Here is a 22835-nt window from a genome sequence, read left to right on the forward strand (position 1 = left end):
ATGATTGGGCTTCCCTTCGCAGGGAACGGGCTGGTGCACTCCGGCCTGGTAGGGCTGGGAGTCATCGCAGCCCTGCTGTTCTTCGCTTATGAGAAGCGACGCCGCGGCCTCACCGACCCCCGGCTGTGGCCGATTGCAGGCTTCGCCATCGCTTTCGGGGCGATCGGCTCCAGGGTGCTCACCTGGGATGCCTCCCGCCAGGTGTCCCTGGCGGACTGGTGGGGAAACGGCGACCGCAGCATCCTCGCCGGCCTGGTCGGCGCATGGTTCGGGGTCCATCTCGGGAAGCGGATGACGGGCTACCGCGAGTCCACCGGGGATCTGCTGGCGCCCGCAGTGGCTCTGGCGCTGATCGTCGGACGGGTAGGGTGTCTCACCACCGAGCTGCCCGGCACCCCGACCGGGGGAGAGTGGGGAATAGTCCTCACCCCGGCGCAGGCTGCATTGACGGGAGGGCCGGCCGGGGTGGGTCTTCATCCGTCCTTTGCCTACGAGATGGTGTTCCACTTGGCCGCCTTCGCCGCAATGTGGCACTTCCGAGACCGGCTGGCCCATTCCGGTGACCTCTTTGTCTGTTACGTGGCCGCGTACGCCCTGTTCAGGTTCGGTGTGGAGTTTGTCCGCGGCAACGAGGTGCTTTGGCTGGGCATGAGCCGGCCCCAATGGTTCCTCCTCGCGGTTTTGCCCCTGCTGGGCTGGCGGATGCGGCGGGTGTTCGGGAAACCGGCTCGCCATGAATTAGAAGGAAGTGCCGCGTGAGCGCCGACACCCCCGACGGTCCCCAGATCCCACCCCAGTGGTCGGATGTGCCCGGCCCGTCGCAACAGCCACGAGGCGGTTCCGTGGGACTTGGGCTCCTGCTCGGGGCTGCGGCCCTCTACCTGTTCTACGTGGGGGCCTTCTTCCTCTTCGGGCCCGGCGGACCGCCGCCGCCTGGCCTCACCGGAGCGGGAGCGTTCATACCGCTTGGCGTGTATCTGCTGGTGGCCATTCTGCTGGCGGTGCAGCGCCGGACGTCGCTTTTCGGCGCGGGACTCCTGATTGGCTTCGGAATTTGGACTTTACTCGGCGGCGGACTCTGCATGGCGTCCCTTGCTCAAGCCGGAGGGCTGCCATGAATCCTTTACCCCGGAGCTCCACGCACCCGCTGCCCGGTCCCGGCCAGCCCTTGCGGGGCGACAGAATTCACCGCTACGTCACCGCATTCTGTCCCCGCTGCCACGAGACCAACCCCCCGCTCGCGCAGGTACGGCGGCTGTCCGGGGCGCTGCTGATCCGCGACGGGCGGGTATGGCTTGAACGCGGGTGCCCGGATCATGGGCTGGTCCGCACACTGTATGACGAATCGCCCGAAATCCTGCGGTACTTGGAGAAGTGGCAGGCGCCCACCAAGCAGCATATTCCCGACCAAACGGATAACTTCCGTCCGGTCCCCGAGGCCTACGCCTTCGGCCTTCCGGCCATGCAGACGCAGCACACATGCATTTTGCTGCAGGACATTATCGAGCACTGCAATCTTCGTTGTCCCACCTGCTTCACCGCCTCGGGCCCCCAGTTGCAGGGGGTGGCGCCCCTTGCAGAAGTGCTCGCGAACATAGACGCAAGGCTTGCCCGCGAGAACGGACGGCTGGATGTGCTGATGCTCTCCGGCGGGGAGCCGACACTGTATCCCCAGCTGGCCGAACTGCTGCAGGAGCTCGTTGCCCGGCCAATCGTCCGGATCATGGTGAACAGCAACGGCATGCTGATCGCGACAGATGATGACCTGCTTGCCCTCCTGGCCAGCCACCGGGACCGGGTCGAGGTGTATCTGCAGTACGACGGGCCGTCCAAGGAGGCGTCAATCCACCACCGCGGGGGAGATCTGACCCGTTTCAAGGATGCTGCCATCTCGCGCCTCTCCGAGGCGGGCATCTTCACCACACTGACAATGACCGCCACGCTCGGTATCAACGACGGCGAGGTCGGCGCCGTCGTGATGCGTGCTTTGGAAACCCCGTTCATCGGTGGAGTCGCGCTGCAGCCGGTGTTTGGATCGGGCAGGGGGCACGGCATCGACCCTACGGACCGGCTCACCCACACCGGCGTGCTCGAGCGGCTGGCCGGGCAGACCGGCGGGGTGGTTTCGTGGCACGACCTCACGGCCCTCCCGTGCTCGCATCCGCACTGCGCATCCGTCGGCTACATGCTCAAGGACGATGCGGGCATCTGGCGGTCACTGACCGCGCTGATCGGGCACGATCAGCTGCTCGCCTGGCTGGAACTCAACCCTGACAGCCTCGCGAACCGGATCGCTGACAGTGCGATCCCGCTCGAGCTGCGCAGCCTGATGAAATCTTCCCTGTTGGACCTGCTGAGCGAACAATCGTCCCTGTCCCATCCGCGCACGGCGGACCTTTGGCAGAACATTTGCAGCCAGTGCGACCTTGGCATCGGCACGCTCACCACGCTGGCGGCCGGCAAGCTCCCGGGCCAGCAGCAGCGGCTCCGCCGGCTTCTCGCCGAACGGGTGACCCGCATTATGGTCAAACCCTTTATGGACATCTCGACCATGATCGAGGAACGGCTCACGCAATGCTGCGTCCACGTGGGGACCAAGAGCGACGCCGGTGCCCACCAGTGCGCGCCGTTCTGCGCGGTCCAGGCGTGGCCGGCCCTGGCCCGGCAGCGACTAAGCACTGCCACTGCCCCCCGGCTGCTCCCGGTACGGCGGGCTTAAGGAGGGATGGTGAGCTCTGCGTCGGATGCCCGGCGGATCGCCTCGGGCCCCCTGCCCTCGCAGTTGGTGGCCCGGGAACACGCCGCCCGGCATCGCAGCCAGAACGTGGTGCCTGCGGATCCGGGCCCGGACCGGCAGGCGGACGCTCCCTTTGATCCCCTCAGGCTGTGCATCTTTGCCACAATTGCCCTGCTTGGCTGGCTGGCCGGTCCTGTCGCCTTGGCGGTGTTCGCGGCCGTTGGGTTCATAGGCTACTGGAAAGCGCGCCGGCGTGGCCTGAAAACGTCCGACTGCTACCTTCGGGACACCAGGCTCGTGCTCGGATATTTGGCCGTCCTCCTGGCCGCCGGCCTGTGGGGAATGTACGTGCTTGGGGTCAGCCTCGCTGCCTCGTGAACCGGGTTACTGGCTGCCCCGCTACCCTTCGGCGCCGGCGCCGGGACGTTCGGCCCTTGCCCGGCGCCGCCGGCCGCGGGCACCGTGGACCATGGCCAACATTTACATTCCATTCGGGACGGTGGAGGGCCAGACCGCCCGGATCGCCGAGTACATCGCCTACGTCCTCCGCGAGCACGGCCACGAGGCCCGGACGGCAGATCTGCAGACCTCCGGCGATGCGCTCCCGCAGGAGTGTGACGGCGTCATCGTCGGCGCCTCCGTCCACATGGGCAAGCACGAGGAGTTCGTGACCGACTTCGTCCGTGCGAACAAAGCGGCGCTGGAACGGCTGCCCTCGGCGTTGTTCTCGGTCAGCCTCGCCGCGCACGGGGACGAGGAGAACGCGGAAGGCTATGTGCAGAAGTTTGAGCAGGAGACCGGCTGGCGCCCGGCGCACGTCGGCCTGTTCGGCGGGGCGCTGCTCTACACCCAGTACGGCTTCCTCAAGCGGCACATGATGAAAAAGATCACCAGGGACAAGGGGTCCGCGGACCTGGACATCTCCCGCGACTACGTCTACACCGAGTGGGCCGGCGTCAAGCACTTCACGGAGGATTTCCTGGCGGGACTGCCCGCGGCGGCACACTAGGGCCGTTGGAAACACCGGGGCCGGGCTCAGCCGCAGGCGAAGGGCGGAACCGTGTTCCAGGCGTTGTAAGGCACGAACCAGTGTTCGAAGCCCAGATTGCCGGCGTCGTCGTCAAGGATATCGAGGGAATCCGAAAAGAGGGCTGCGCTGTCCGCGTCCGCGAGGAGGACGTCCTCGACCTGGGCCCGCCAGTCCGCCGGGAGGTCGAGGTCGTAGATGTCCTCGGTGATCTCCGCCTGATCGAGCAAGCAGCGGACGGCGAGTTCGGCGGCGAGGCAGCCGGGGGCGGTCCACCCGCGGACCAGGCACGCCGTGAGGTCAGCGGCGACAACAATAAACTATTGGGTGAATTTCGCGTCGTAGCTGGACGCAAACTGCGGCGGCAGTGAGGTCAGCACCGAGGTTCCGGCGATGTCCGGCCCGGTGACGGCGTCCAGGGTGCTGAGGGTGGCCAGATCCCGGAAGAGCTGGTCAAGGAGGATGCCGGATGAGTTCCACAGCAGGCCGGCCAGAAGGCGGGTCCGGCGGACGGCTTGCTGCCGGTCTTCCGGTGGGACGGCGGCCATTTCGGCCAGATCTTCCGGATCGAACAGGAGCCGCTGCTCCGGTGTCATGTCGTCCGGGTGCGGGTCCAGGCCCAGCAGTTCAAGGCTCAGTCCCGTCAGTTTGACGGCGTCGGCCAGGAGTTCTTCGTTGATGTCGTCATCGTCGGCGCTCATGACCGAAGATGCTACCCTCACTCCGCTCCTTGTGTGTCACCTCCGGAGCCCCGGGCACCCATGGACCGGCTGCCAGACAGTCCCTGCGGCAGTTCCGGTCCCGGCCACCGCGTGCTGTGACGTTTACCTATCGGCGCGTTGGAACCATTGTTGGGGCAGGAGCGGGGCGTAATGTGATGACCACCACGTGAGACGAATCCGGGTGTCCAAATAGTGGACCATTTGTCCATCCAATGGACGTCGGAACTTATTATGTCATCATACGAATCCCTTTCCGGGCAGCCCCGAGCAACACCAGTCCGGTCTTCATGAAAGCGCTGTTACATGTCATCCACTGCCACTTCCGCGGAGCATGGGTCCGCCAAACCGGTGAACTCGCGCGGCCGCGTCATCGTCGCCAGCCTCATTGGCACCACCGTTGAGTTCTACGACTTCTACGTGTACGCCACCGCCGCTGTGCTCGTCTTCCCGAAGCTCTTCTTCCCTGGCCAGAACGAGACCACCCAGTTGCTGGCATCCTTCGCCGTCTTCGGCGTCGCGTTCATCGCCCGCCCGCTGGGCTCGATTGTCTTCGGCCACTTCGGTGACAAGTTTGGCCGCAAGGGCACCCTGGTGGCCTCGCTGCTGACCATGGGTATTGCCACGTTCCTGATCGGCTGCCTGCCGACGGCGACCGTTCCCGGCTGGACCTTCTGGGCACCGGCCCTCCTGGTTGTCCTGCGCTTCGCCCAGGGCCTTGCCCTCGGCGGGGAATGGAGCGGCGCGGCGTTGCTGGCCACCGAGAACGCCCCGGCGAACAAGCGTGCCATCTACGGCACGTTCCCGCAGTTGGGTGCGCCGATCGGCTTCATCATCGCCAACGTGATCTTCCTGGTGTTCAGCTACACCCTGACGCCAGCGGCATTCGAGGCGTGGGGCTGGCGTGTGCCGTTCCTGCTCAGCGCCATCATGGTCATTATCGGCCTCTACGTGCGGCTCAAACTAATCGAGACCCCGGCCTTCACCAAGGTGCTGGAATCGAACGAGGTTGCCAAGCTGCCGCTGGCCCGGGTCTTCAAGACCAGCTGGCGCCAGCTGATCCTGGGCACGTTCATCATGCTCGCCACGTACGTGCTGTTCTACCTGATGACCACGTTCACCTTGACCTACGGCACCCGTGCCTCCAGCCTGGATGCGGCCAGGGCCGCGGCCGAAAAGGCCGGCAAACCGATGACCGAGGCCGCCGCTGCCGCGTTCGTCCCCGGCCTGGGCTACACCCGGAACGATTTCCTCTGGATGCTGATTGCCGGCGTCGTCTTCTTCGGCATCTTCACCCTGGTTTCCGGACCGCTGGCTGAGAAGTACGGCCGCCGCAAGATGCTGATCGCCGTGACCCTGGGCATCTTCGCCTTCGGTCTGCTCTTCGTTCCACTCTTCAGTGCCGGCTTCGTGGGCACCATGGCGCTGCTGATCATCGGCTTCTCCCTGATGGGGCTGACCTTCGGGCCCATGGGTGCGCTGTTGCCGGAGCTGTTCCCCACGAACGTCCGGTACACCGGCTCGGCCATCAGCTACAACTTCTCCAGCATCCTCGGTGCCGCGGTGGCCCCGTTCATTGCCGTCTGGCTGTGGGAGATGGGGAAGGGCAGCCCCGTGCTGGTGGGAATCTACCTCGCCTCCATGGCCGTCCTGACGTTGATCGCACTGTTCGTCAGCAAGGAGACTCGGGACCTGGAGTACACCAACAACGTGGCCTGATGCCTTAGCCCTCGCTGCGTTGGCGCTCCCGCCCAGTTGCTTTCCAGAAGGCCCGGCGTGTTCATTGGACACGCCGGGCCTTTTTGGATCGGCACCCGGGGCCGGGAGAGCAACCGGGCAGGATGGCGGGTGCCGGAGCGGCCACGGGCTCTGCCGGGCCCCGGCGGGAGCGCCAAGCCCGCACGCAGGCATCCCTAGTTTGCGTACTGTTCCACGAAATTCCGCAGGATCTTCATCGGTTCCGGCGCGGAGAACCGCCGGGCGTCCGCGATTAATTCCTCGGCCGCTTCGGGCGGGAAGTACCCGGCATGCCGGTAGATGTCGATCCGGGTGGCCAGGCCGTCCGCATCGAGTTCGGGGTGGAACTGGGTGGCGTACAGGTTGGTTTTAATCCGGAACATGTGCACCGGGCAGGCGGCGGAGCTGGCCAGAAGCACCGCGTGGGGAGGAAGGAGGGTGCAGGCTTCCTTGTGGCCGGTGAACGCCGTGAAGCTCTCCGGCAGACCCCGCAGCAGGGGATCCACCAGGCCTTCCGCACTCAGCTTGATGCTCACACCGCCCAGCCCCTCGCCGTAAGTGCGGTCAATCACGGCGCCCTGGTGCCGGCCGAGCGTACCCACGCCGTAACAGGCACCGAGGAACGGGAAATCCAAAGGCACGATCCGGTCGAGCAGGGCCTCGAGCTCACGCTCCACCCGGTGCTGGACGTCGCTTTTTTGCCCGGCAGGATCACTGGAGGTGAACGGACTCCCTCCTACGATCACCCCCGAGTAATCGGCAAGATCCAACGGGGGCAACGGCGCGGCTTCCATCCGGACGCGCCTCAGCTGGGCCGGTTCAAGCCCGCCATAGCGGAGGTAGGCTTCGTATTCGTCCTCGGCGGCAGCGTCCTCGGCCCGGGAGGCGAGGAGCAGGAATGGTTTCACAGACCAAGTCTGCATGGGCAGGACGCGGTGACGCCAGAGGCGCGCCCGCACCCCGCCGTCGGGCAGCTACCCGGCAGCCGCATCCTCGATCAAGGCGATGATGGCGCCGGCGGAGACCGTCTCGCCCGCCGCGGCGGTCAGGCCGATGACGATTCCGGCGCGGTGCGCGGTGAGCGGCTGCTCCATCTTCATGGCCTCGAGCACCACCATGAGGTCGCCCTCGGCAACGAGGTCACCCTCCACGACAGCCACCTTTACGATGGTGCCCTGCATGGGTGAAGTCAAGGCATTGCCGCTGGCGGCCGCCGCAGCGCCGCTGCCGCGGGAACGCTTCTTCGTCTTGGCCGGCTTGGCAGGCCCGGCACCACCGCCGGAACCCAGCGACGCCGGCAGGACCACCTCCAGGCGTTTCCCGCCGACCTCAACGACGACGCGCTGGCGTTCACCGGCGTCGGGCGTTTCAGCGTCGGTGCCGGTGGGGGTCCAGGCGGGGATGTCATTGACGAAGGCCGTTTCGATCCAGCGGGTGTGGACCTTGAACGGTCCCTCGGCGGGAGCGAAGTCGGGGTTGGTGACGACGGCGAGATCGAACGGGATGACGGTGGGGATGCCCTCCACCACCATTTCCTCGAGGGCGCGCCGGGCGCGCTGCAAGGCCTGCGGGCGGGTGGCTCCGGTGACGATGAGTTTGGAGAGCATCGAGTCAAAATTCCCGCTGATGATGTCGCCCTGCTCCACGCCGGAGTCGATCCGCACGCCGGGCCCGGTGGGGTTCTTCAACAGGGTGATGGTTCCGGGGGCGGGCATGAAGTTCCGGCCCGGGTCTTCGCCGGTGATGCGGAACTCGATCGAGTGGCCGCGGACCTCGGGGTCGCCGTAGCCAAGTTCCTCGCCGCGGGCCAGCCGGAACTGCTCGCGGACCAGGTCTATTCCGGTGACTTCCTCGGAGACGCAGTGCTCCACCTGGAGGCGGGTGTTGACCTCAAGGAAGGAAATGCTGCCGTCCTGACCCACCAGGAACTCGCAGGTGCCGGCGCCGAGGTAACCGGCCTCCTTAAGGATGGCTTTGGAGGACTCATAGAGCCGGCGGTTCTGCTCCTCGGTGAGGAAGGGTGCCGGCGCCTCTTCGACGAGCTTCTGGTTCCGGCGCTGCAGTGAGCAGTCGCGGGTGGAAACCACCACGACGTTGCCGTACGCGTCGGCGAGGCACTGGGTCTCGACGTGGCGCGGGGCGTCCAGGAAGCGTTCGATGAAGCACTCGCCGCGGCCGAATGCGGCGACAGCCTCGCGGACGGCGGATTCGAACAGTTCGGGGATTTCCTCGCGGGTGCGGGCCACCTTGATGCCGCGCCCGCCGCCGCCGAAGGCGGCTTTGATGGCGACCGGCAGGCCGAACTTGTCGACGAACTCGAGGATCTCCTCGGCCGACTCCACCGGGTCGGCGGTGCCGGGAACCTGCGGGGCACCGACCTTTTCGGCGATGTGCCGGGCCTGGACTTTGTCGCCCAGGGCGGAGATGGCGGCGGGGGAGGGCCCGATCCAGGTGATGCCGGCGTCGATCACCTTCGCGGCAAACTCAGCATTCTCGGCGAGGAAGCCGTAGCCGGGGTGGATGGCGTCGGCACCGCAGCGGTGGGCCACCTCGATCAGCTTGTCCATGACGAGATAGGACTCGGCTGCGGTGTCGCCGCCCAGTGCGTAGGCCTCGTCAGCGAGCTTGACGTGCAGGGCGTCCCGGTCCGGGTCTGCGTAGACCGCAACCGAGGCGATGCCCTCATCGCGTGCGGCCCGGATGATGCGCACCGCGATCTCGCCGCGGTTGGCGATCAGCACCTTGCTCAGCCGGTGAGTTGCTGCGGCAGGGCCTGCTGGGGCGGATCGCTGCACGGGATTTGCGGACTGCTCCGAATTTGCTGACAAGGCGTCTCCTTCTTTCCTTCAGGGAGCCTAGCGCGGTTTTGGAGGTTCCGCCGATATTGCTTGCGGATTCCGCGGGTAGAGGCCCGTACCTTTGTAGGTTTGCTACAAAGCTATGCGGATTAGCTCACTCTGCCCGGAGCAATGCCGGATCCGCGGCGCCGGCGGTCCACAGTTCCGTGATGCCCACCTGGGCTTGCTGCAGCAGCCCGCGCAGGGTTGAAATGGAGAGCCCGACGACGGCGTGCGGGTCGCCGTCGACCTTGCGGATAAAGGCCCCGCCGTAGCCGTCGATCGTGAAGGAGCCGGCGCACTGCAGCGGCTCGCCGGTGGCGATGTACGCGTCGATTTCCGCGGGGCTCAGGTCCATGAAGTGGACTTCGGCGGAGGTGACATGCCCGAGGGTTGCGCCGGTGCCGGCCACCCCGGTCTCCTCGGAGTCCTCGGTGTCGCGGCAGTCGACCAGCCAGTGGCCGGTGTGCAGCACACCTTTGCTGCCGCTCATCCGGAGCATGCGGGCTTTGGCGACGTCGGCTGTATACGGCTTCCCGTGCGCCTCGCCGTCGAACTCAAACACCGAATCGCAGCCGATCACCAGCGCGCCGTCGGCTTCGGGCAGGGAGGCAACGGCCTCGGCCTTGGCCCGGGCGAGCAGCAACGCGGTGTCATGCGGGTCCGTGACGCCGTAGCGGGCCTGCACGGCTTCTTCGTCGACGTCCGAGCCGAGGATTTCGTGCCGGATGCCGGCGTCGGTCAGCAGCTTGGTGCGGGCGGGGGACTGGGAGGCAAGAATGAGTCGGGTCACCGCTCCAGCCTAGTTCCTCGGGGTCGTCGTCGCCGTGGCCTTTTTGTCAGAGGTCGAAGGCAGAGTTGGTTCATGGACGGGAACGAAGGACCGGAAGACAAACTCCGCAGCGTGCTGGCGATGGGTGGCCGCGCGCCAGAGGAGGTTACCGTGCCCCGGAGCCGCGCAGGACTGATTGAATCCTGGCGGCGGTTGGAGGAGCTGAGCTCAGCATTGGCCGCTGTCACGACCCGACCTGAAGTGGCGGTGGTCCTTAGCCGTGTGCCCATGTCTGCGTCCGGTGTCGGGACCACCCCAATGGCCAACGAAGCGGTTGACCGGCTCCTGGTGGCCGTCAATAATGTCGTAGCCTTCCGGGACACTTGAGTCATGGACGGGACTCAGTCAGCCGCGGCAGCTCTGGCAGCTGTGGGGTGCACCTGCCCGCTCAGCTCCGGGAAGAGGCCGGCCACCGAAGATGCAGGCATGGGCCTGTGCGGCGGCGTGCCGGAGCTGGATGGTGCGCGCATGATTGCTGAAATCCGTAGCCTGGAAGATCGAAAGTCTGCCCTGGCTGCCCGGCAGGCCCGCCTGTCCGTCGCCTTCGATCTGCTCCAGCGCCGTGAACAGGGTACCGGGATACCCTCGGCCGGGCTTGGTGCCGGTGTCGGCGCGCAGATCGCCCTGGCCCGGCGGGAATCCCCCGCCAAGGGCGGACGGCTCCTGGGCTTGGCGAAGGCGTTGGTCACCGAGATGCCCCACACCCTCTCGGCTCTGGAGGCCGGTCAGCTCAACGAATGGCGCGCCACCCTCTTGGTGCGGGAAACGGCCTGCCTCTCCGCAGAGGAACGGGCCGGCGTCGACGAAGAGCTCGCCGCCGACGCCGGCACCTTCGAAGGAGCCGGGGACCGGAAGATCATTGCCGCGGCCCGGACCGCCGCCTACCGCCGCGATCCGCGCTCCATCACCCAGCGAGCCAGCCACGCCGCGACCGAACGGCACGTCAGCCTCCGTCCGGCCCCGGACACCATGTGCTATCTCACTGCCCTGCTTCCCGTGGCTCAAGGTGTGGCCTTGTATGCCGGCCTCACCCGGCATGCCGACACCCTCCGCGGGTCCGGTGATCCCCGGACCCGCGGGCAGCTTATGGCCGATGCGCTGGTTGAACGCACCACGGGAAAAGCCGGCGGGATCAGCGGGGTCGAGATCCAGCTCGTCATGACTGACCGCAGCCTCTTCCAGGGCGACAGCGAACCCGCGCGTCTCCCCGGCTACGGCATCGTCCCCGCCGGCTGGGCCCGCGACGTTCTCGCCAACCCCGGATCAGAGGCGGGAGGGGGTGTGGCGTGGGATGGTCCGGGCGGCATTGCCCAGGACAAGGGCATGGCTGTCTGGCTGCGCCGGCTCTATACCGCCCCGGGCGCCGGCACCCTCACCGCGATGGACTCCCGCGCCCGGCTCTTCCCGTCCGGGCTCCGCCGCTTCCTCACCGCCCGCGACGACACCTGCCGCACACCCTATTGCGATGCCCCTATCCGCCACTTTGACCACATCATTCCCTGGCACGATGACGGACCGACGACCCACGGTAATGGGGCCGGGCTCTGCGAAGCCTGCAACCACACCAAGGAAACCCCTGGCTGGTCCTCCCGGCCCCGCGCCGGCCCCCGACACACCATCGACGTCACCACCCCCACAGGCCACGTCTACCGGTCCACCTCACCGCCGCTGCCGGGAACCGGTGCCCGTCGCGCCGGGCCGGAACTGGCCGTAGCCAGGAGCCGAGCCGGCCCCGACACCGCCGCTGTAGAGCCAGAGGCCTTTCCCGCGCCCGAAGCCAAAGCCACGTCACAGCCTGATCAAACAACCCGCAGCCTGATCAAACAACCCGCAGCCTGAACAACAACCCGCAGTCTGAACAACAACCCGCAGCCTGAAGAACAACGGTGCCGCCGCCGCCCCACAACACAGCCGCCCGCCGATCGACGTGATCAGCGGGCGGCTGGGGCAGTTGGTCGCAGCCTGCGGAACTAGCGGGTGGCTGCCCCGGCGGTTTCCGGAAGGGTCTCCGGTGCGTCGGCCACGGGCTTGCGCAGCTTGGCGCCTTCGACGTCCACATCCGGCAGGATCCTGTCCAACCAGCGGGGAAGCCACCAGGCCTTCTCGCCGAGCAGGTACATGACGGCCGGGACGATCGTCATACGGACCACGAAAGCGTCAATCAGCACACCGAAGGCCATCGCGAAGCCGAGCGGCCGGACCATGTTCAGGTGGGAGAAAATGAAGCCTGAGAACACACTGACCATGATGATCGCGGCCGCGGTGACCACGGCGGCGGCGTGGCTGAAGCCGGAGCGGACCGCGCGTTTGGCCGGTTCGCCGTGCATGTAGGACTCGCGCATGCCGGAGGCGATGAACACCTGGTAGTCCATGGCCAGACCGAACAAAACGCCGATCAGAATGATGGGCAGGAAGCTCAGGACCGCGCCCGGATTCTCGACGCCGAAGATGCCCCCAAGCCAGCCCCACTGGTAGACCGCGACGACGGCGCCGAACGCGGCGGCCAGCGAGAGCAGGAACCCGCCAGTGGCCAGCAGCGGCACCCAGATGGAGCGGAACACCAGCAACAGCAGGATCAGCGAGAGGCCCACCACGATGGCCAGGTACGGAGGCAGGGCGTCGCCGAGCTTGGTGGAGACATCGACGTTGCCTGCAGTCTGACCGGTGAGCCCGATGCTGACGCCGGTGGAGTCCTTGATCCGGGTCTTTTCGGCGCGGAGCTCGGAGACCACCCGGACGGTGCTGGCGCTGGCCGGGCCCTCCTTCGGAATGACCTGGAAGACGGCAGTGCGGCGGTCCTCACTCAGCGCCAGCGGTACGGCGGCGCTGACATTGTCCGTGCCGCGCAGGATGTCCGCGACGTCGAACTGCTTGGCCTGGGCGTCGGTTTCGCTGAGCCCCTCGGGGAAGTCGCCCACCACGATGATCGGGCCGGTCATCCCCTCGCCGAAGCTGCGTTTGGTGACGTCATAGGCCTGGAAGGCCTGCGAGGCAACCGGCTCGGAGCTGGCATCCGGCAGGGCCAGCCGCAACTGGCTCGCGGGAAGCGCCACCACCCCAAGGAGCACGACGCCCGCCAGCAACGCCAGCCATGGGTGGTTGGTGACGACGCCGCCCCAGCCGTGGCTGCTGCGGTATTCGTCCCGTGCGCGGTCCTCGGTTTCATGCCCGGCTGCGGCGTTGTGCTGTTCGGCCTTGGCCCAGGCCCGCTTGGAGATCAGTTTCCGGCCTACGAGGGACAGGACAGCCGGCGTGAGGGTCAGGGCGACGACGACGGCGACGGCCACAGTCGCCGCGGCCGACAAGCCCATGACTGCCAGGAACGGAAGCCCCGGGACCACCAGGGCTGCGAGGGCGATGATGACAGTGAGGCCGGCGAACAGCACGGCATTACCGGAGGTCCCGGTGGCCAGTGCCACTGATTCTTCGGCGTCCATCCCGGCGAGCAGCTGGCCGCGGTGCCGGTTGACGATAAACAAGGAGTAGTCGATTCCGACGGCAAGGCCGAGCATCAGCGCCAGCATGGGGGAGATGGAGCTCATGTCCATGGTGCCGCTGAGGGCAAAGGTGCCGCCGACGCCGACGGCGACACCCACGATGGCCATCAGCAGCGGAAGACCGGCGGCGATCAGAGTTCCGAGCATGATGATCAGCACCAGGGCCGCCACCGCGATGCCGATGATCTCGGCGGTCCCGAAGAGCTCGGAGATGTCCTCGCTGATTTCCTTGCTGGGCAGGGCGGTCACATTGGCGGCGGACACCTCTTTGACGATGTTCTGGACTTCCTCCCGGACCTCGGGCTTGAGGCCGTTGATGGAGGTTTTGAACTGGACCTGGGCGATCCCGGCCTTGCCGTCCTCGGAGACGAACCGCAGGCCCTTGGAGGCCTCAAGTTGCCGTGCGCCCAGCGTCAGCTTCGCCTCGCCGGCGGCCAGTTCCTTGGTGCCGGCGTCGAGCTTCGCCTGACCGTCGGCCAGGGCAGCCTTTTGCTGGCCCAGCTGGGCCTCGATGACGGCCGCCGGCATGCCGGCGGCCGTCATCTGCTGTTCGGCGGCGTCCAGCTTGGCCTTTCCTGCGGCGAGTTCGGCCGCTGACTGGTCCAGCCGGGCCTTGCCGGCTGCTGATTTGTCCTTGCCGGCGGCGAGGTCGGTTGCCGCCTGGTCCAGCTGCGCCTGGGTGGCGAACGGGTCAACAGTGCCTTGGACCTCGGGGAGGGTCTTGAGCTTGGCCAGTGCCGCCGTGACGGCGTCCTTCCCGGCCTGGCTGAACTGTGGATCGTTGGCTTCGAACACCACGCTCGCGGAGCCGCCGGAGGAGGAGGGCAGCTCACTTTTGAGCTTGTCAGCCATCTGCTGGGTCTCGGTGCCGGGGATCTGAAAATTGTTGGACAGGGTGCCGTGGAACGCGGCAGCCGCGCCACCGACGGCCACCATCACGGCAAGCCAGACGGACACAACAAGCCAGCGGTGCCGGTAGGAGAACTTGCCGAGGCGGTAGAGCAGAAGTGCCATGTCAGTGCCGATCTGGGAAAGGGTTGGCGGTGGAGTGGTGGGCCGCGGGTGTGCCGGTGCCGTCGGGGCGGGCAAATCCGGAACCCAGCAGGCCCATGGAATCGATCAGGAGCTGCCGGAGGGTGGAAAGGGACGTAGGGGTGAGGGAACCACCGCAGCGCAGGAACCAGACGTCCATGGCTGCTTTGCCGCAGGAAATGACGGACCCGGCCAGGGCACGCAGGTACAGCTCGTCCACTTCGACGCCGGCACTCTGACGTACGCGCTCCCGGGCCACGGCGATGATCTGGGCGGTGCAGTGGTCCCAGGCCTCCAGCTCGGACCGGCTGAGCTGCGGATGGGCCTGGCCGAGGCTGTAGAGCTCAGCCAGTGGGGCCACCGTCATCGGGTCCGCGAGTTCCACGAGGGTGGCACGGGCCGACTCCAGGAAGGGCTCGCCGGCCGGGCGCAGCCGGAAATGCTGAAGGAGGGTGTCCAGGAAACCGAAGGTGACGGCGGCAATGGCGGCTTCGGTGCTGCCGAAGTAATTGAAGAAGGTCCGGCGGGAGATTCCGGCGGCATCAGCAATATCCTCGACCGTGAAGTTCCCGGGGCCGTTGGACCGGAGCAGGGCCAGGGCGGCGTCGATGATTGCCTGGCGCGTGGCGGCTTTATTCAGCTCCCGGCGCGACGGGACCGGCGCCGGCGCGGAAGCCGTGGCCGAAGACGCAGTTAAACGCAGGGATGCAGAGGCGGGCACACAATTACACTACGTGCATGTTTGCACTCAGGGCAACTTTTGGCCGGGCCCGGTCTTGGCCAGGTAGGCGGATTGGCCGGTGGCGCCGGGTTCGCCCGAGGCGATGGGGATGGCGAACACGGCCGTGCCGTAGGCGCAGACCTCGGTCCAGGTGGTTCCCAGCTGCGAGTTATCAAAGCGCATGGCGATTATGGCGTTGGCGCCGCGCTGCTCTGCCTCGGCCACCATCCGGGCCATGACCTGCTGCCGGCTGTCGGTGAGCATGCGTGTCATTTCGGGCAGTTCCCCGCCGCCGATGGACCGGAAACCGGCCATTACCTGGTTGCCGATGTCGCGGGCACGGACCGTCAGCCCCATGACCTCGCCAAAAACGGCGTCGATCCGGTGTCCGGGAATGTCATTGGAGGTCACGATCAGCATGCCCTGAGCCTAGCGGTCCGAAAGCCCGCCCGGCGCCACCGGCCTTCACAGCAAGATGAAAGGTTCCGAACAGCTCCTGCTGAAGCGCCCGGCGGAGACTTGAACCACGTCTTGGAAGAGACAACCACTATTCGCAGCTCCACGACGCTGCAGACCAGGAGAGCGCACATGTCACGCACTAAGAGAATGACCCTCGCCATTTCGGCCGGGGCCCTGGCCCTGGGCGCTGGACTCGGGGTCACCGGGATGGCCTCAGCAGCCACGACCCCGGCCCCCGCCCCCAGCTCCAGTGCCGCGGCGGACACGGCGCCCGGAACCGGCAGTCAGGGAATGCGCGGCGGCCACGGTCCCCGCGGCGGAGACCGCGCTGGAGAGCGGGGCGCCCAGGCGGCCGAACTTGCCGCCAAGCTCGGTGTCGATGAGGCCAAGGTGACGGAGGCCTTTAAGGCCTTCCGCCAAGCCAACAAGCCGGCCACCCCGCCAGCCGAAGGCAGCAGGCCTGACCGCACCGCCATGCAGGCGGAGTTGGCCAAGTCCCTCGCCGCGTCGCTGGGAATCGACGAAGCCAAGGTCACGGCGGCCCTTGAGGAGCTCCGCACAACCGAGCAGGCTGAGCATTCCGCAGCACTGAAGCCCAGACTGGACAAGGCTGTCACTGACGGCACGCTGACCCAGGCGGAAGCCGACGCGGTGACCAAAGCGGTCGAAAAGGGCGTCATCGGCGGTGGCGGACACTAGGTCCGTCATGCACTAGGGCAGCAAAACAGTAGTCCCCGGAAAATGCTCCGGGGACTACTGTTCGGACCGGTGCTCGAGGCACCTGCGCCGGCTGAGCGGTGTGGGCTTTAGACCCTGGAGCCCGCCAGCCTGCCGCCTTCGAAGGCGTCCGATCCGGCGCCGCGGTCAGTGACGGCGGCAGAGGGATCCTCGGCGGCGTCCACAACGTCGTCACTGAACGGGTCACCGGTGCGGGGTGCGTTGTAGAGGGATTCATCCAAAATGCCCTGGCGCTTGGCCACGATCGTCGGCACCAGGGCCTGGCCGGCCACGTTGACCGCGGTGCGGCCCATGTCCAGAATCGGGTCGATGGCGAGCAGGAGCCCGACGCCGGCCAGCGGCAGTCCCAACGTGGAGAGGGTGAGGGTCAGCATCACGACGGCGCCGGTGGTGCCGGCGGTCGCGGCGGAGCCCAGCACGGACACCAGGGCGATGAGGAGGTACTGCGTGAAGTCCAGCTGGATGCCGAAGAATTGGGCCACGAAGATCGCCGAGATGGCCGGGTAGATCGCAGCGCAGCCATCCATCTTGGTCGTGGCGCCCAGCGGCACGGCGAAGGAAGCGTAGGCGCGGGGGACACCCAGGCTGCGTTCGGTGACGCGCTGGGTCAGCGGCAGGGTGCCCACCGACGAGCGGGAGACGAAGGCGAGCTGCACGGCGGGCCACACGCCGGTGTAGTACTGCTTGACGGACAGGCCGTGGGTGCGGATCAGGACCGGGTAAACCACGAACAGCACGAGGGCGAGGCCGGCGTAGATGGCCACGGTGAACTTGCCCAGGGAACCGATGGTGTCCCAGCCGTAGATCGCCACGGCGTTGCCGATCAAGCCGACGGTACCGAGCGGGGCGATCCGGATGATCCACCAGAGCACCTTCTGGATCACGGCGAGGGCGGAAGCGTTAAGGTTCAGGAACGGCTCGGCCGCCTTGCCCACCTTCAAGGCCGCGATGCCGACGGCGATCGCGATCACCAGGATCTGCAGGACGTTGAAGCTCACCGCGGTGGTGGCGACGCCGTCGGTGACGGTGGTGCTGGCGCCCAGGCCCAGGAAGTTCTTCGGGAAGAGTCCGGTCAGGAAGGCCCACCAGTCACCGGATTTGCCGGCGTACTTGGCTTCCTGGGTGATGCCGGTGTTGGCGCCGGGCTGCAGCAGCACACCGAGGCCCATGCCGATCAGAACCGCGATCAGCGAGGTGATGGCGAACCAGAGCAGCGTGTTCCAGGCCAGCCGGGCGGCGTTGGACACGGCCCGCAGGTTGGAGATGGAGCTGACGACGGCGGTGAAGATGAGGGGCACGACGGCGGTCTGCAGCAGCGAGACGTAGCTCGAACCGATGGTCTGCAGGGTGGCGCCGAGGGCGTTGGGCTCTGCCTTCGTGCTGCCCGTGTACTTCGCGAGCAGGCCCAGGCCCAGGCCCACGATCAGGGCGGCGATGATCTGGAAGCCGAAAGAGCCGGCCCACTTGGGCAGCTGGAGGCCGGTCTTTCCGGCGGGTACGGGGGTGGTTGTTTGAGTGCTCACCCGACAACGCTAGGGCGCCGGCCTTTATCACGGCGAACGAATGTTGAGTAATGTTACGCACCGACATTTCGCCCACACCCGCCACCGTCCAGCAACCACGCCGAAGAACTGCCCGTTTGTGAAGTTATTCCAGCTCCCGGTGTGGCGATTGTCTCCCTCCTTGCCCGCTAACCCAACAGCGCCCGCTAACCCAACAGCGCCCGCTAACCCAACAGCGCCCGCTTCAGGGTGTCCAGGCCCACGGAGCCCATAGTGAGCGCCTTCGTGTGGAAGGCCTTGAGTTCGAACCCGGGACGGGATTCGAGTTCGGCGCGGATCTGTTCCCAGAGCCGCTGGCCCACCTTGTACGAGGGTGCCTGGCCCGGCCAGCCCAGGTACCGGGTGAATTCAAACTTCAGCTGGCCCTCGCTGATCGCCAGGTGCTGGGTGAGGAAGTCGTACCCCTTGTCCGGAGTCCAGGTGCCCGACCCCCAACGTTCGGGCACCTCCAACTCCAGATGCACGCCGATGTCGAACACCACGCGGGCGGCCCGCATCCGCTGCATGTCCAGCATGCCCATGTGGTCCCCCGGGTCCCGGAGGTAGCCCAGTTCCTGCATGAGCTTCTCGGCGTAGAGCGCCCAGCCTTCGCCGTGCCCGGAGGTCCAGCAGACGTTCCGGCGCCATTTGTTCAACACCTCGCGGCGGTAGGTGGCGGTGGCGATCTGCAGGTGGTGGCCGGGAACGCCCTCGTGGTAGACGGTGGTGGTCTCGGCCCAGGTGGTGAAGGTGTCCTCGCCCGGCGGTACGGACCACCACATGCGGCCCGGCCGGCTGAAGTCATCCGAGGGGCCGGTGTAATAGATGCCGCCCTCGTCGGTCGGGGCAATTTTGCACTCCAGCGTCTTCATGATGTCCGGGATGTCGAAGTGCACGCCCGCGAGGTCGGCCACGGCCTTGTCCGAGAGCTCCTGCATCCAGGTGCGGAGGGCGTCCGTGCCTTTCAACTGCCGGGCGGGGTCGCTGTTCAGGATTTCCTTGGCTTCCTCGATTGTGGCGCCGGGGCGGATCAGCCCGGCGACCCGCTCCTGCTCGGCGACCAGGCGGTCCAGCTCCTGCACACCCCAGGCGTACGTTTCCTCCAGGTCCACTGTGGCGCCCAGAAAGGAGCGGGAGGCCAGGGCGTAGCGTTCCCGGCCCACGGCGTCCTTCTCCGGCGCGACGGGGAGCAGCTCGGATTCCAGGAAACCGGCCAGCCGGGAGTAGGCCACGCGTGCGGCGGCAGCACCGGCGTCGAGCCGGGACTGCACGTCCCCGGGCAGCGGACCGTCCGCAGTTGTGGCGTCAGCGGCGAGCTGTGCGAAGAATCCGTCGGCCGCGGCGTACCTGGTGGTCTGTTCGATGACGATCGCGACCTGGCGCGCGGCGGCAACCTTGCCGGCGTCCTTGGCGGCGCGCAGCGACACGATGTACCCGTCCAGGGCGGCGGGGACGTTGTGCGCCCGGCCGGCGATGTGGTCCCACTGCGCGGCGGTGTCCGTGGGCATGAGGTCGAAGATCGCGCGGATGTCCTGTGCCGGGGAGGCGATATTGTTCAGGTCGGCGAGATCCCAGCCGGAATCGTGGATTTCCAGCTCCAGGCCCAGACGCTCGCGCATGGCATCCAGGGTGACGGCGTCGACGTCGTCCGCCGGTTCCAGCCCGGCGAGCGCGGCGAGGGTTTCCCGGGCAGCCACCGCGAATTCCTCGACCCCGGCGGGGGAGAAATCCTGGTATTCCCTCTCATGCCCGGGGAGGCCGAGCTCGGTGGCGAAGCTGGGGTTAAGCCGGATCAGGGTGTCCGTATAGCCATCGGCGATGGCGTCGATGGCTGTGTGCGGGCGCGCGGGACCGGTGGCGGCTGTGGCGTCAGTGGGTTCAGTAGTCACCCGGGAAACACTAGCCCGGCGCCGCCTGTTATGAAAGGGTTGCTGCACTTTTTGGCGGCGCGTCCGCGGCACCGTTACGGCAGGACGGTCAGCCGCGGCTGCGCTTCCAGGAGCCGGGGCCCGGCCTCGGAGCCAGTTGCAGTTGCTGCCGGCGGATCCAGTGCCGGGCGCTTGGCTTGTCCGGTGCGGCCGGGCCGCCGCTGGCCAGGGACAGCACGACGGCGGTCAGTGCCGCGAGCTCCTCCGGCGTCGGCTCGCCCTTGACCACGGCGAACAGCGGCTGCCCCTCCGCCGTCGTCGTCCCGGTCTCACCCGTGGGCATCACAGCGGAATGTTTCCGTGCTTCTTGGCAGGCAGGCTGGCCCGCTTGTCCCGCAGTGCGCGCAGGCCCTTGATGATCTGGACCCGGGTCTCGGACGGGGCGATGACTGCGTCCACGTAGCCAAGCTGCGCGGCCTGGTAGGGGTTGAGCAGCTCTTCCTCGTACTGCCGGATGACCTCGGCGCGCTTGGCCTCGACGTCGCCGCCGTCCGCCGCGACGGCGGCCAGCTCTCGGCGGTACAGGATGTTGACCGCGCCCTGGGCGCCCATGACGCCGATCTGCGCGGTGGGCCAGGCCAGGTTGAGGTCGGCGCCGAGTTTCTTGGAGCCCATCACGATGTACGCTCCGCCATACGCCTTGCGGGTGATGACGGTCAGCTTCGGCACGGTGGCCTCGGCGTAGGCGTACAGCAGTTTCGCGCCGCGGCGAATGATGCCCTGGAACTCCTGGTCCTTGCCCGGCAGGAAACCCGGGACGTCCACGAGCGTGATGATGGGAACGTTGAAAGCGTCGCAGTTTCGGACAAAGCGTGCGGCCTTCTCGGAGGCGGCGATGTCCAGCGTGCCGGCGAACTGCATCGGCTGGTTGGCCACGATGCCCACGGTGTGGCCCTCCACCCGGCCGTAGCCAATCATCACGTTGGGTGCATAAAGGGACTGCATCTCCAGGAAGTGCCCGTCGTCGACAATCTGCTCGACGACCTTGCGCATGTCGTACGGCTGGTTGGCCGAGTCCGGAATCAGTGCGTCCAGGGCGAGGTCGTCGTCGTCGAGGTCCAATCCCTGGGTGTGCTCCAGCACGGGGGCTTCGGCGAGGTTGTTGGAGGGCAGGAAGTCCAGGAGCTCCCGGACGAACTCGACGGCGTCGGTCTCGTCGGAGGCGAGGTAGGTGGAGGTTCCGGTGGTGGCGTTGTGCTGCCGGGCGCCGCCGAGTGTCTCCATGTCCACGTCCTCACCCGTGACGGTCTTGATGACGTCCGGGCCGGTGATGAACATGTGCGAGGTTTTGTCCACCATGACCACGTAGTCCGTCAGGGCGGGGGAGTAGGCAGCACCGCCGGCAGAGGGGCCCATGATGAGGGAGATCTGCGGGACGACGCCGGAGGCGTGGACGTTGTTGCGGAAGATGTCCGCGAACATCGCCAGCGACGCGACGCCTTCCTGGATGCGGGCGCCGCCGCCGTCGAGGATGCCCACGACCGGGCAGCCGTTGCGCAGGGCGAACTCCTGGACCTTGACGATCTTCTCGCCGTTGACCTGGCTCAGCGACCCGCCGTACACGGAGAAGTCCTGGCTGTACACGGCCACGGGCCGGCCGTCCACCGTGCCGTAGCCGGAGACCAGGCCGTCGCCCAGCGGCTTCTTCTTCGCCATGCCGAAGGCGGAGGAGCGGTGCACGGCGAGGGCGTCGAACTCGACGAACGAGCCGGCGTCCAGCAGCAGGTCGATGCGCTCGCGGGCGGTGTTCTTGCCGCGGGCATGCTGCTTCTCGATCGCTTCCGGGCCGGAGGGCTGCTCAGCACGGGCCTGGCGGTCGCGGAAATCGGCAATCTTTCCCGCGGTCGTGGTCAGATCGTGGCTCATCAATGTCTCCGGCTCTGTAGTTCATTACGGCTGTGTGCGGTGTCGCTGGCCTGTGCGGTGTCGCTTCAGTGGATTCCACACAAAAACATGGCCGTGCTGGCAAGTCTAGTGACGGTATTCGCCCGCACCGCTGTAGAAAACCTACAATTTTCGCCCCGACTCTCCCGGGCAGCCCACCCCGGAGCGGCCCTGGACCGCGGCGTGTCGATGTTACTCGCCGGTAACAAGGGTCGGCTAGAGTGTCCTCATGACTTTGAGCAATGATGCTTCCGGCACCGCCCCGCACTCCCCGCAGGCAGGGCCGTACCGGGCCGCCGGTACCCTCTCCGGCCGCACCATCCTTATGTCCGGGGGAAGCCGGGGCATTGGCCTCGCCATCGCCGTCCGCGCGGCGCGCGACGGCGCCAACATCGTCCTGATGGCCAAGACCGGCCAGCCGCACGCCAAGCTCGAAGGCACCGTCTACTCGGCCGCCGAACAGATCGAGGCTGCCGGCGGGCAGGCGCTGCCGCTGGTGGGCGATGTCCGCAACGACGCCGACGTCGCCGGCGCCGTGGCTGCCGCCGTCGAACGGTTCGGCGGCATTGACATTGTTATCAACAATGCCTCCGCCATCGATTTGTCCAAGACCGACGCCGTGGACATGAAGCGCTACGACCTGATGCAGGACATCAACGTCCGCGGCACCTTCCTGCTCGCCAAGCTCGCCCTGCCCGCACTCCGCGCCTCCGAGGCCGGCCAGATCCTCACGCTGTCCCCGCCGCTGAACCTGGACCCCAAGTGGGCCGGGATGCACCTGGCCTACACCATGGCGAAATACGGCATGAGCCTGACCACCCTGGGCCTCGCCGAGGAGCTCAAGATTGACGGCATCAACGTAAACTCCCTGTGGCCGTGCACCCTGATCAACACGGCAGCCATCCGCAACATGCCCGGCGGCGACAAGATCATCCAGGGCGCCCGCGGCCCCGAGATCATGGCCGACGCGGCGCACGCCGTCCTCACCAGCAGCAACGCGATCCCCGAATCCGGCAGCTGGAGCGGCAACTTCTACACCGACGAACAAGTGCTTGCCGCGGCCGGCGTCACGGACTTCACCGCGTACAGCCTGGGCGCTCCGGAAGACCGGCTGATCCCTGACATCTTCCTCTGAGTTCCCTGCGG

The 22835-nt window shown here is 67.0% G+C and carries 22 protein-coding genes; 10 read left to right on the forward strand and 12 right to left on the reverse strand.

Annotation, left to right across the window (positions count from 1 at the left end):
• The 5 genes from VUN84_05070 (at position 1) to VUN84_05090 (ending at position 3746) form a co-directional block, all read left to right on the forward strand.
• Positions 1 to 759: a prolipoprotein diacylglyceryl transferase family protein gene (locus tag VUN84_05070; GenBank protein XAS65045.1), complete on the forward strand. Its 759-nt coding sequence runs from the start codon at positions 1 to 3 to the stop codon at positions 757 to 759.
• Complete coding sequence (locus tag VUN84_05075; protein XAS65046.1) at positions 756 to 1118, forward strand: hypothetical protein; 363 nt, start codon at positions 756 to 758, stop codon at positions 1116 to 1118. Before VUN84_05070 ends, VUN84_05075 begins: the two co-directional genes overlap by 4 nt.
• Entirely contained in the window at positions 1115 to 2719 is a 1605-nt protein-coding gene (locus VUN84_05080; protein ID XAS65047.1) for a radical SAM protein, read from the forward strand. The genes VUN84_05075 and VUN84_05080 overlap by 4 nt, the downstream gene beginning before the upstream one ends.
• Positions 2720 to 2725: 6 nt before the next feature.
• Complete coding sequence (locus VUN84_05085; GenBank protein XAS65048.1) at positions 2726 to 3115, forward strand: hypothetical protein; 390 nt, start codon at positions 2726 to 2728, stop codon at positions 3113 to 3115.
• A 91-nt stretch (positions 3116 to 3206) separates the two neighbouring features.
• Positions 3207 to 3746, forward strand: a complete 540-nt coding sequence (locus VUN84_05090) for a flavodoxin domain-containing protein (protein XAS65049.1) — start codon at positions 3207 to 3209, stop codon at positions 3744 to 3746.
• Between the two features lie 26 nt (positions 3747 to 3772).
• Here the strand turns inward: VUN84_05090 and VUN84_05095 are convergent, their stop codons facing one another.
• The gene (locus VUN84_05095; GenBank protein XAS65050.1) at positions 3773 to 3994 is read right to left on the reverse strand and encodes a hypothetical protein; all 222 of its coding nucleotides are present in this window, start codon (positions 3992 to 3994) and stop codon (positions 3773 to 3775) included.
• 90 nt (positions 3995 to 4084) lie between these two features.
• Entirely contained in the window at positions 4085 to 4465 is a 381-nt protein-coding gene (locus VUN84_05100) for a hypothetical protein (GenBank protein XAS65051.1), read from the reverse strand.
• 324 nt (positions 4466 to 4789) lie between these two features.
• Here VUN84_05100 and VUN84_05105 point away from each other — a divergent pair, with 324 nt between their 5' ends.
• Positions 4790 to 6202, forward strand: coding sequence for an MFS transporter (locus VUN84_05105; GenBank protein ID XAS65052.1), 1413 nt, complete (start codon positions 4790 to 4792; stop codon positions 6200 to 6202).
• 194 nt (positions 6203 to 6396) lie between these two features.
• Here VUN84_05105 and VUN84_05110 read toward each other — a convergent pair whose 3' ends face one another.
• From VUN84_05110 to VUN84_05120, 3 genes are all read right to left on the reverse strand, one after another.
• Complete coding sequence (locus VUN84_05110) at positions 6397 to 7128, reverse strand: glutamine amidotransferase (protein ID XAS65053.1); 732 nt, start codon at positions 7126 to 7128, stop codon at positions 6397 to 6399.
• A gap of 66 nt (positions 7129 to 7194) precedes the next feature.
• Positions 7195 to 9015 (reverse strand): biotin carboxylase N-terminal domain-containing protein, encoded by a 1821-nt coding sequence (locus tag VUN84_05115; protein XAS65759.1) that lies wholly within the window; start codon positions 9013 to 9015, stop codon positions 7195 to 7197.
• A gap of 157 nt (positions 9016 to 9172) precedes the next feature.
• On the reverse strand, positions 9173 to 9850 hold the full coding sequence (locus VUN84_05120) for a Maf family protein (GenBank protein ID XAS65054.1): 678 nt from the start codon (positions 9848 to 9850) through the stop codon (positions 9173 to 9175).
• Between the two features lie 72 nt (positions 9851 to 9922).
• On the opposite strand from VUN84_05120, the gene VUN84_05125 reads away from it, so the two are divergent.
• On the forward strand, positions 9923 to 10216 hold the full coding sequence (locus VUN84_05125) for a hypothetical protein (protein ID XAS65055.1): 294 nt from the start codon (positions 9923 to 9925) through the stop codon (positions 10214 to 10216).
• Between the two features lie 99 nt (positions 10217 to 10315).
• Positions 10316 to 11728, forward strand: a complete 1413-nt coding sequence (locus VUN84_05130; GenBank protein XAS65760.1) for a DUF222 domain-containing protein — start codon at positions 10316 to 10318, stop codon at positions 11726 to 11728.
• Between the two features lie 131 nt (positions 11729 to 11859).
• On the opposite strand, the gene VUN84_05135 is transcribed toward VUN84_05130, so the two are convergent.
• The 3 genes from VUN84_05135 to VUN84_05145 are packed head-to-tail and all read right to left on the reverse strand — an operon-like array spanning position 11860 to position 15559.
• A complete protein-coding gene (locus tag VUN84_05135) occupies positions 11860 to 14400 on the reverse strand; it encodes an MMPL family transporter (GenBank protein ID XAS65056.1) in 2541 nt (846 codons plus the stop codon).
• 1 nt (position 14401) lies between these two features.
• Positions 14402 to 15121: a TetR/AcrR family transcriptional regulator gene (locus VUN84_05140; GenBank protein ID XAS65761.1), complete on the reverse strand. Its 720-nt coding sequence runs from the start codon at positions 15119 to 15121 to the stop codon at positions 14402 to 14404.
• Between the two features lie 45 nt (positions 15122 to 15166).
• Positions 15167 to 15559, reverse strand: a complete 393-nt coding sequence (locus VUN84_05145; protein XAS65057.1) for a YbjQ family protein — start codon at positions 15557 to 15559, stop codon at positions 15167 to 15169.
• 168 nt (positions 15560 to 15727) lie between these two features.
• Here VUN84_05145 and VUN84_05150 point away from each other — a divergent pair, with 168 nt between their 5' ends.
• A complete protein-coding gene (locus VUN84_05150; protein ID XAS65058.1) occupies positions 15728 to 16297 on the forward strand; it encodes a hypothetical protein in 570 nt (189 codons plus the stop codon).
• A gap of 107 nt (positions 16298 to 16404) precedes the next feature.
• On the opposite strand, the gene VUN84_05155 is transcribed toward VUN84_05150, so the two are convergent.
• The 4 genes from VUN84_05155 to VUN84_05170 form a co-directional block, all read right to left on the reverse strand.
• Positions 16405 to 17859 (reverse strand): dicarboxylate/amino acid:cation symporter, encoded by a 1455-nt coding sequence (locus VUN84_05155; protein ID XAS65059.1) that lies wholly within the window; start codon positions 17857 to 17859, stop codon positions 16405 to 16407.
• 203 nt (positions 17860 to 18062) lie between these two features.
• Positions 18063 to 19766, reverse strand: coding sequence for a DUF885 domain-containing protein (locus VUN84_05160; GenBank protein XAS65060.1), 1704 nt, complete (start codon positions 19764 to 19766; stop codon positions 18063 to 18065).
• Between the two features lie 88 nt (positions 19767 to 19854).
• Positions 19855 to 20088: an acyl-CoA carboxylase subunit epsilon gene (locus VUN84_05165; protein XAS65762.1), complete on the reverse strand. Its 234-nt coding sequence runs from the start codon at positions 20086 to 20088 to the stop codon at positions 19855 to 19857.
• Positions 20088 to 21671, reverse strand: a complete 1584-nt coding sequence (locus VUN84_05170; GenBank protein ID XAS65061.1) for an acyl-CoA carboxylase subunit beta — start codon at positions 21669 to 21671, stop codon at positions 20088 to 20090. The genes VUN84_05165 and VUN84_05170 overlap by 1 nt, the downstream gene beginning before the upstream one ends.
• 247 nt (positions 21672 to 21918) lie before the next feature.
• Between VUN84_05170 and VUN84_05175 the strand changes: the two genes are divergently transcribed.
• Positions 21919 to 22824: an NAD(P)-dependent oxidoreductase gene (locus VUN84_05175; GenBank protein ID XAS65062.1), complete on the forward strand. Its 906-nt coding sequence runs from the start codon at positions 21919 to 21921 to the stop codon at positions 22822 to 22824.
• The last annotated feature ends 11 nt before the right edge of the window (positions 22825 to 22835 follow it).

The organism is Micrococcaceae bacterium Sec5.8, from assembly GCA_039636775.1.
Lineage (GTDB): Bacteria > Actinomycetota > Actinomycetes > Actinomycetales > Micrococcaceae > Arthrobacter.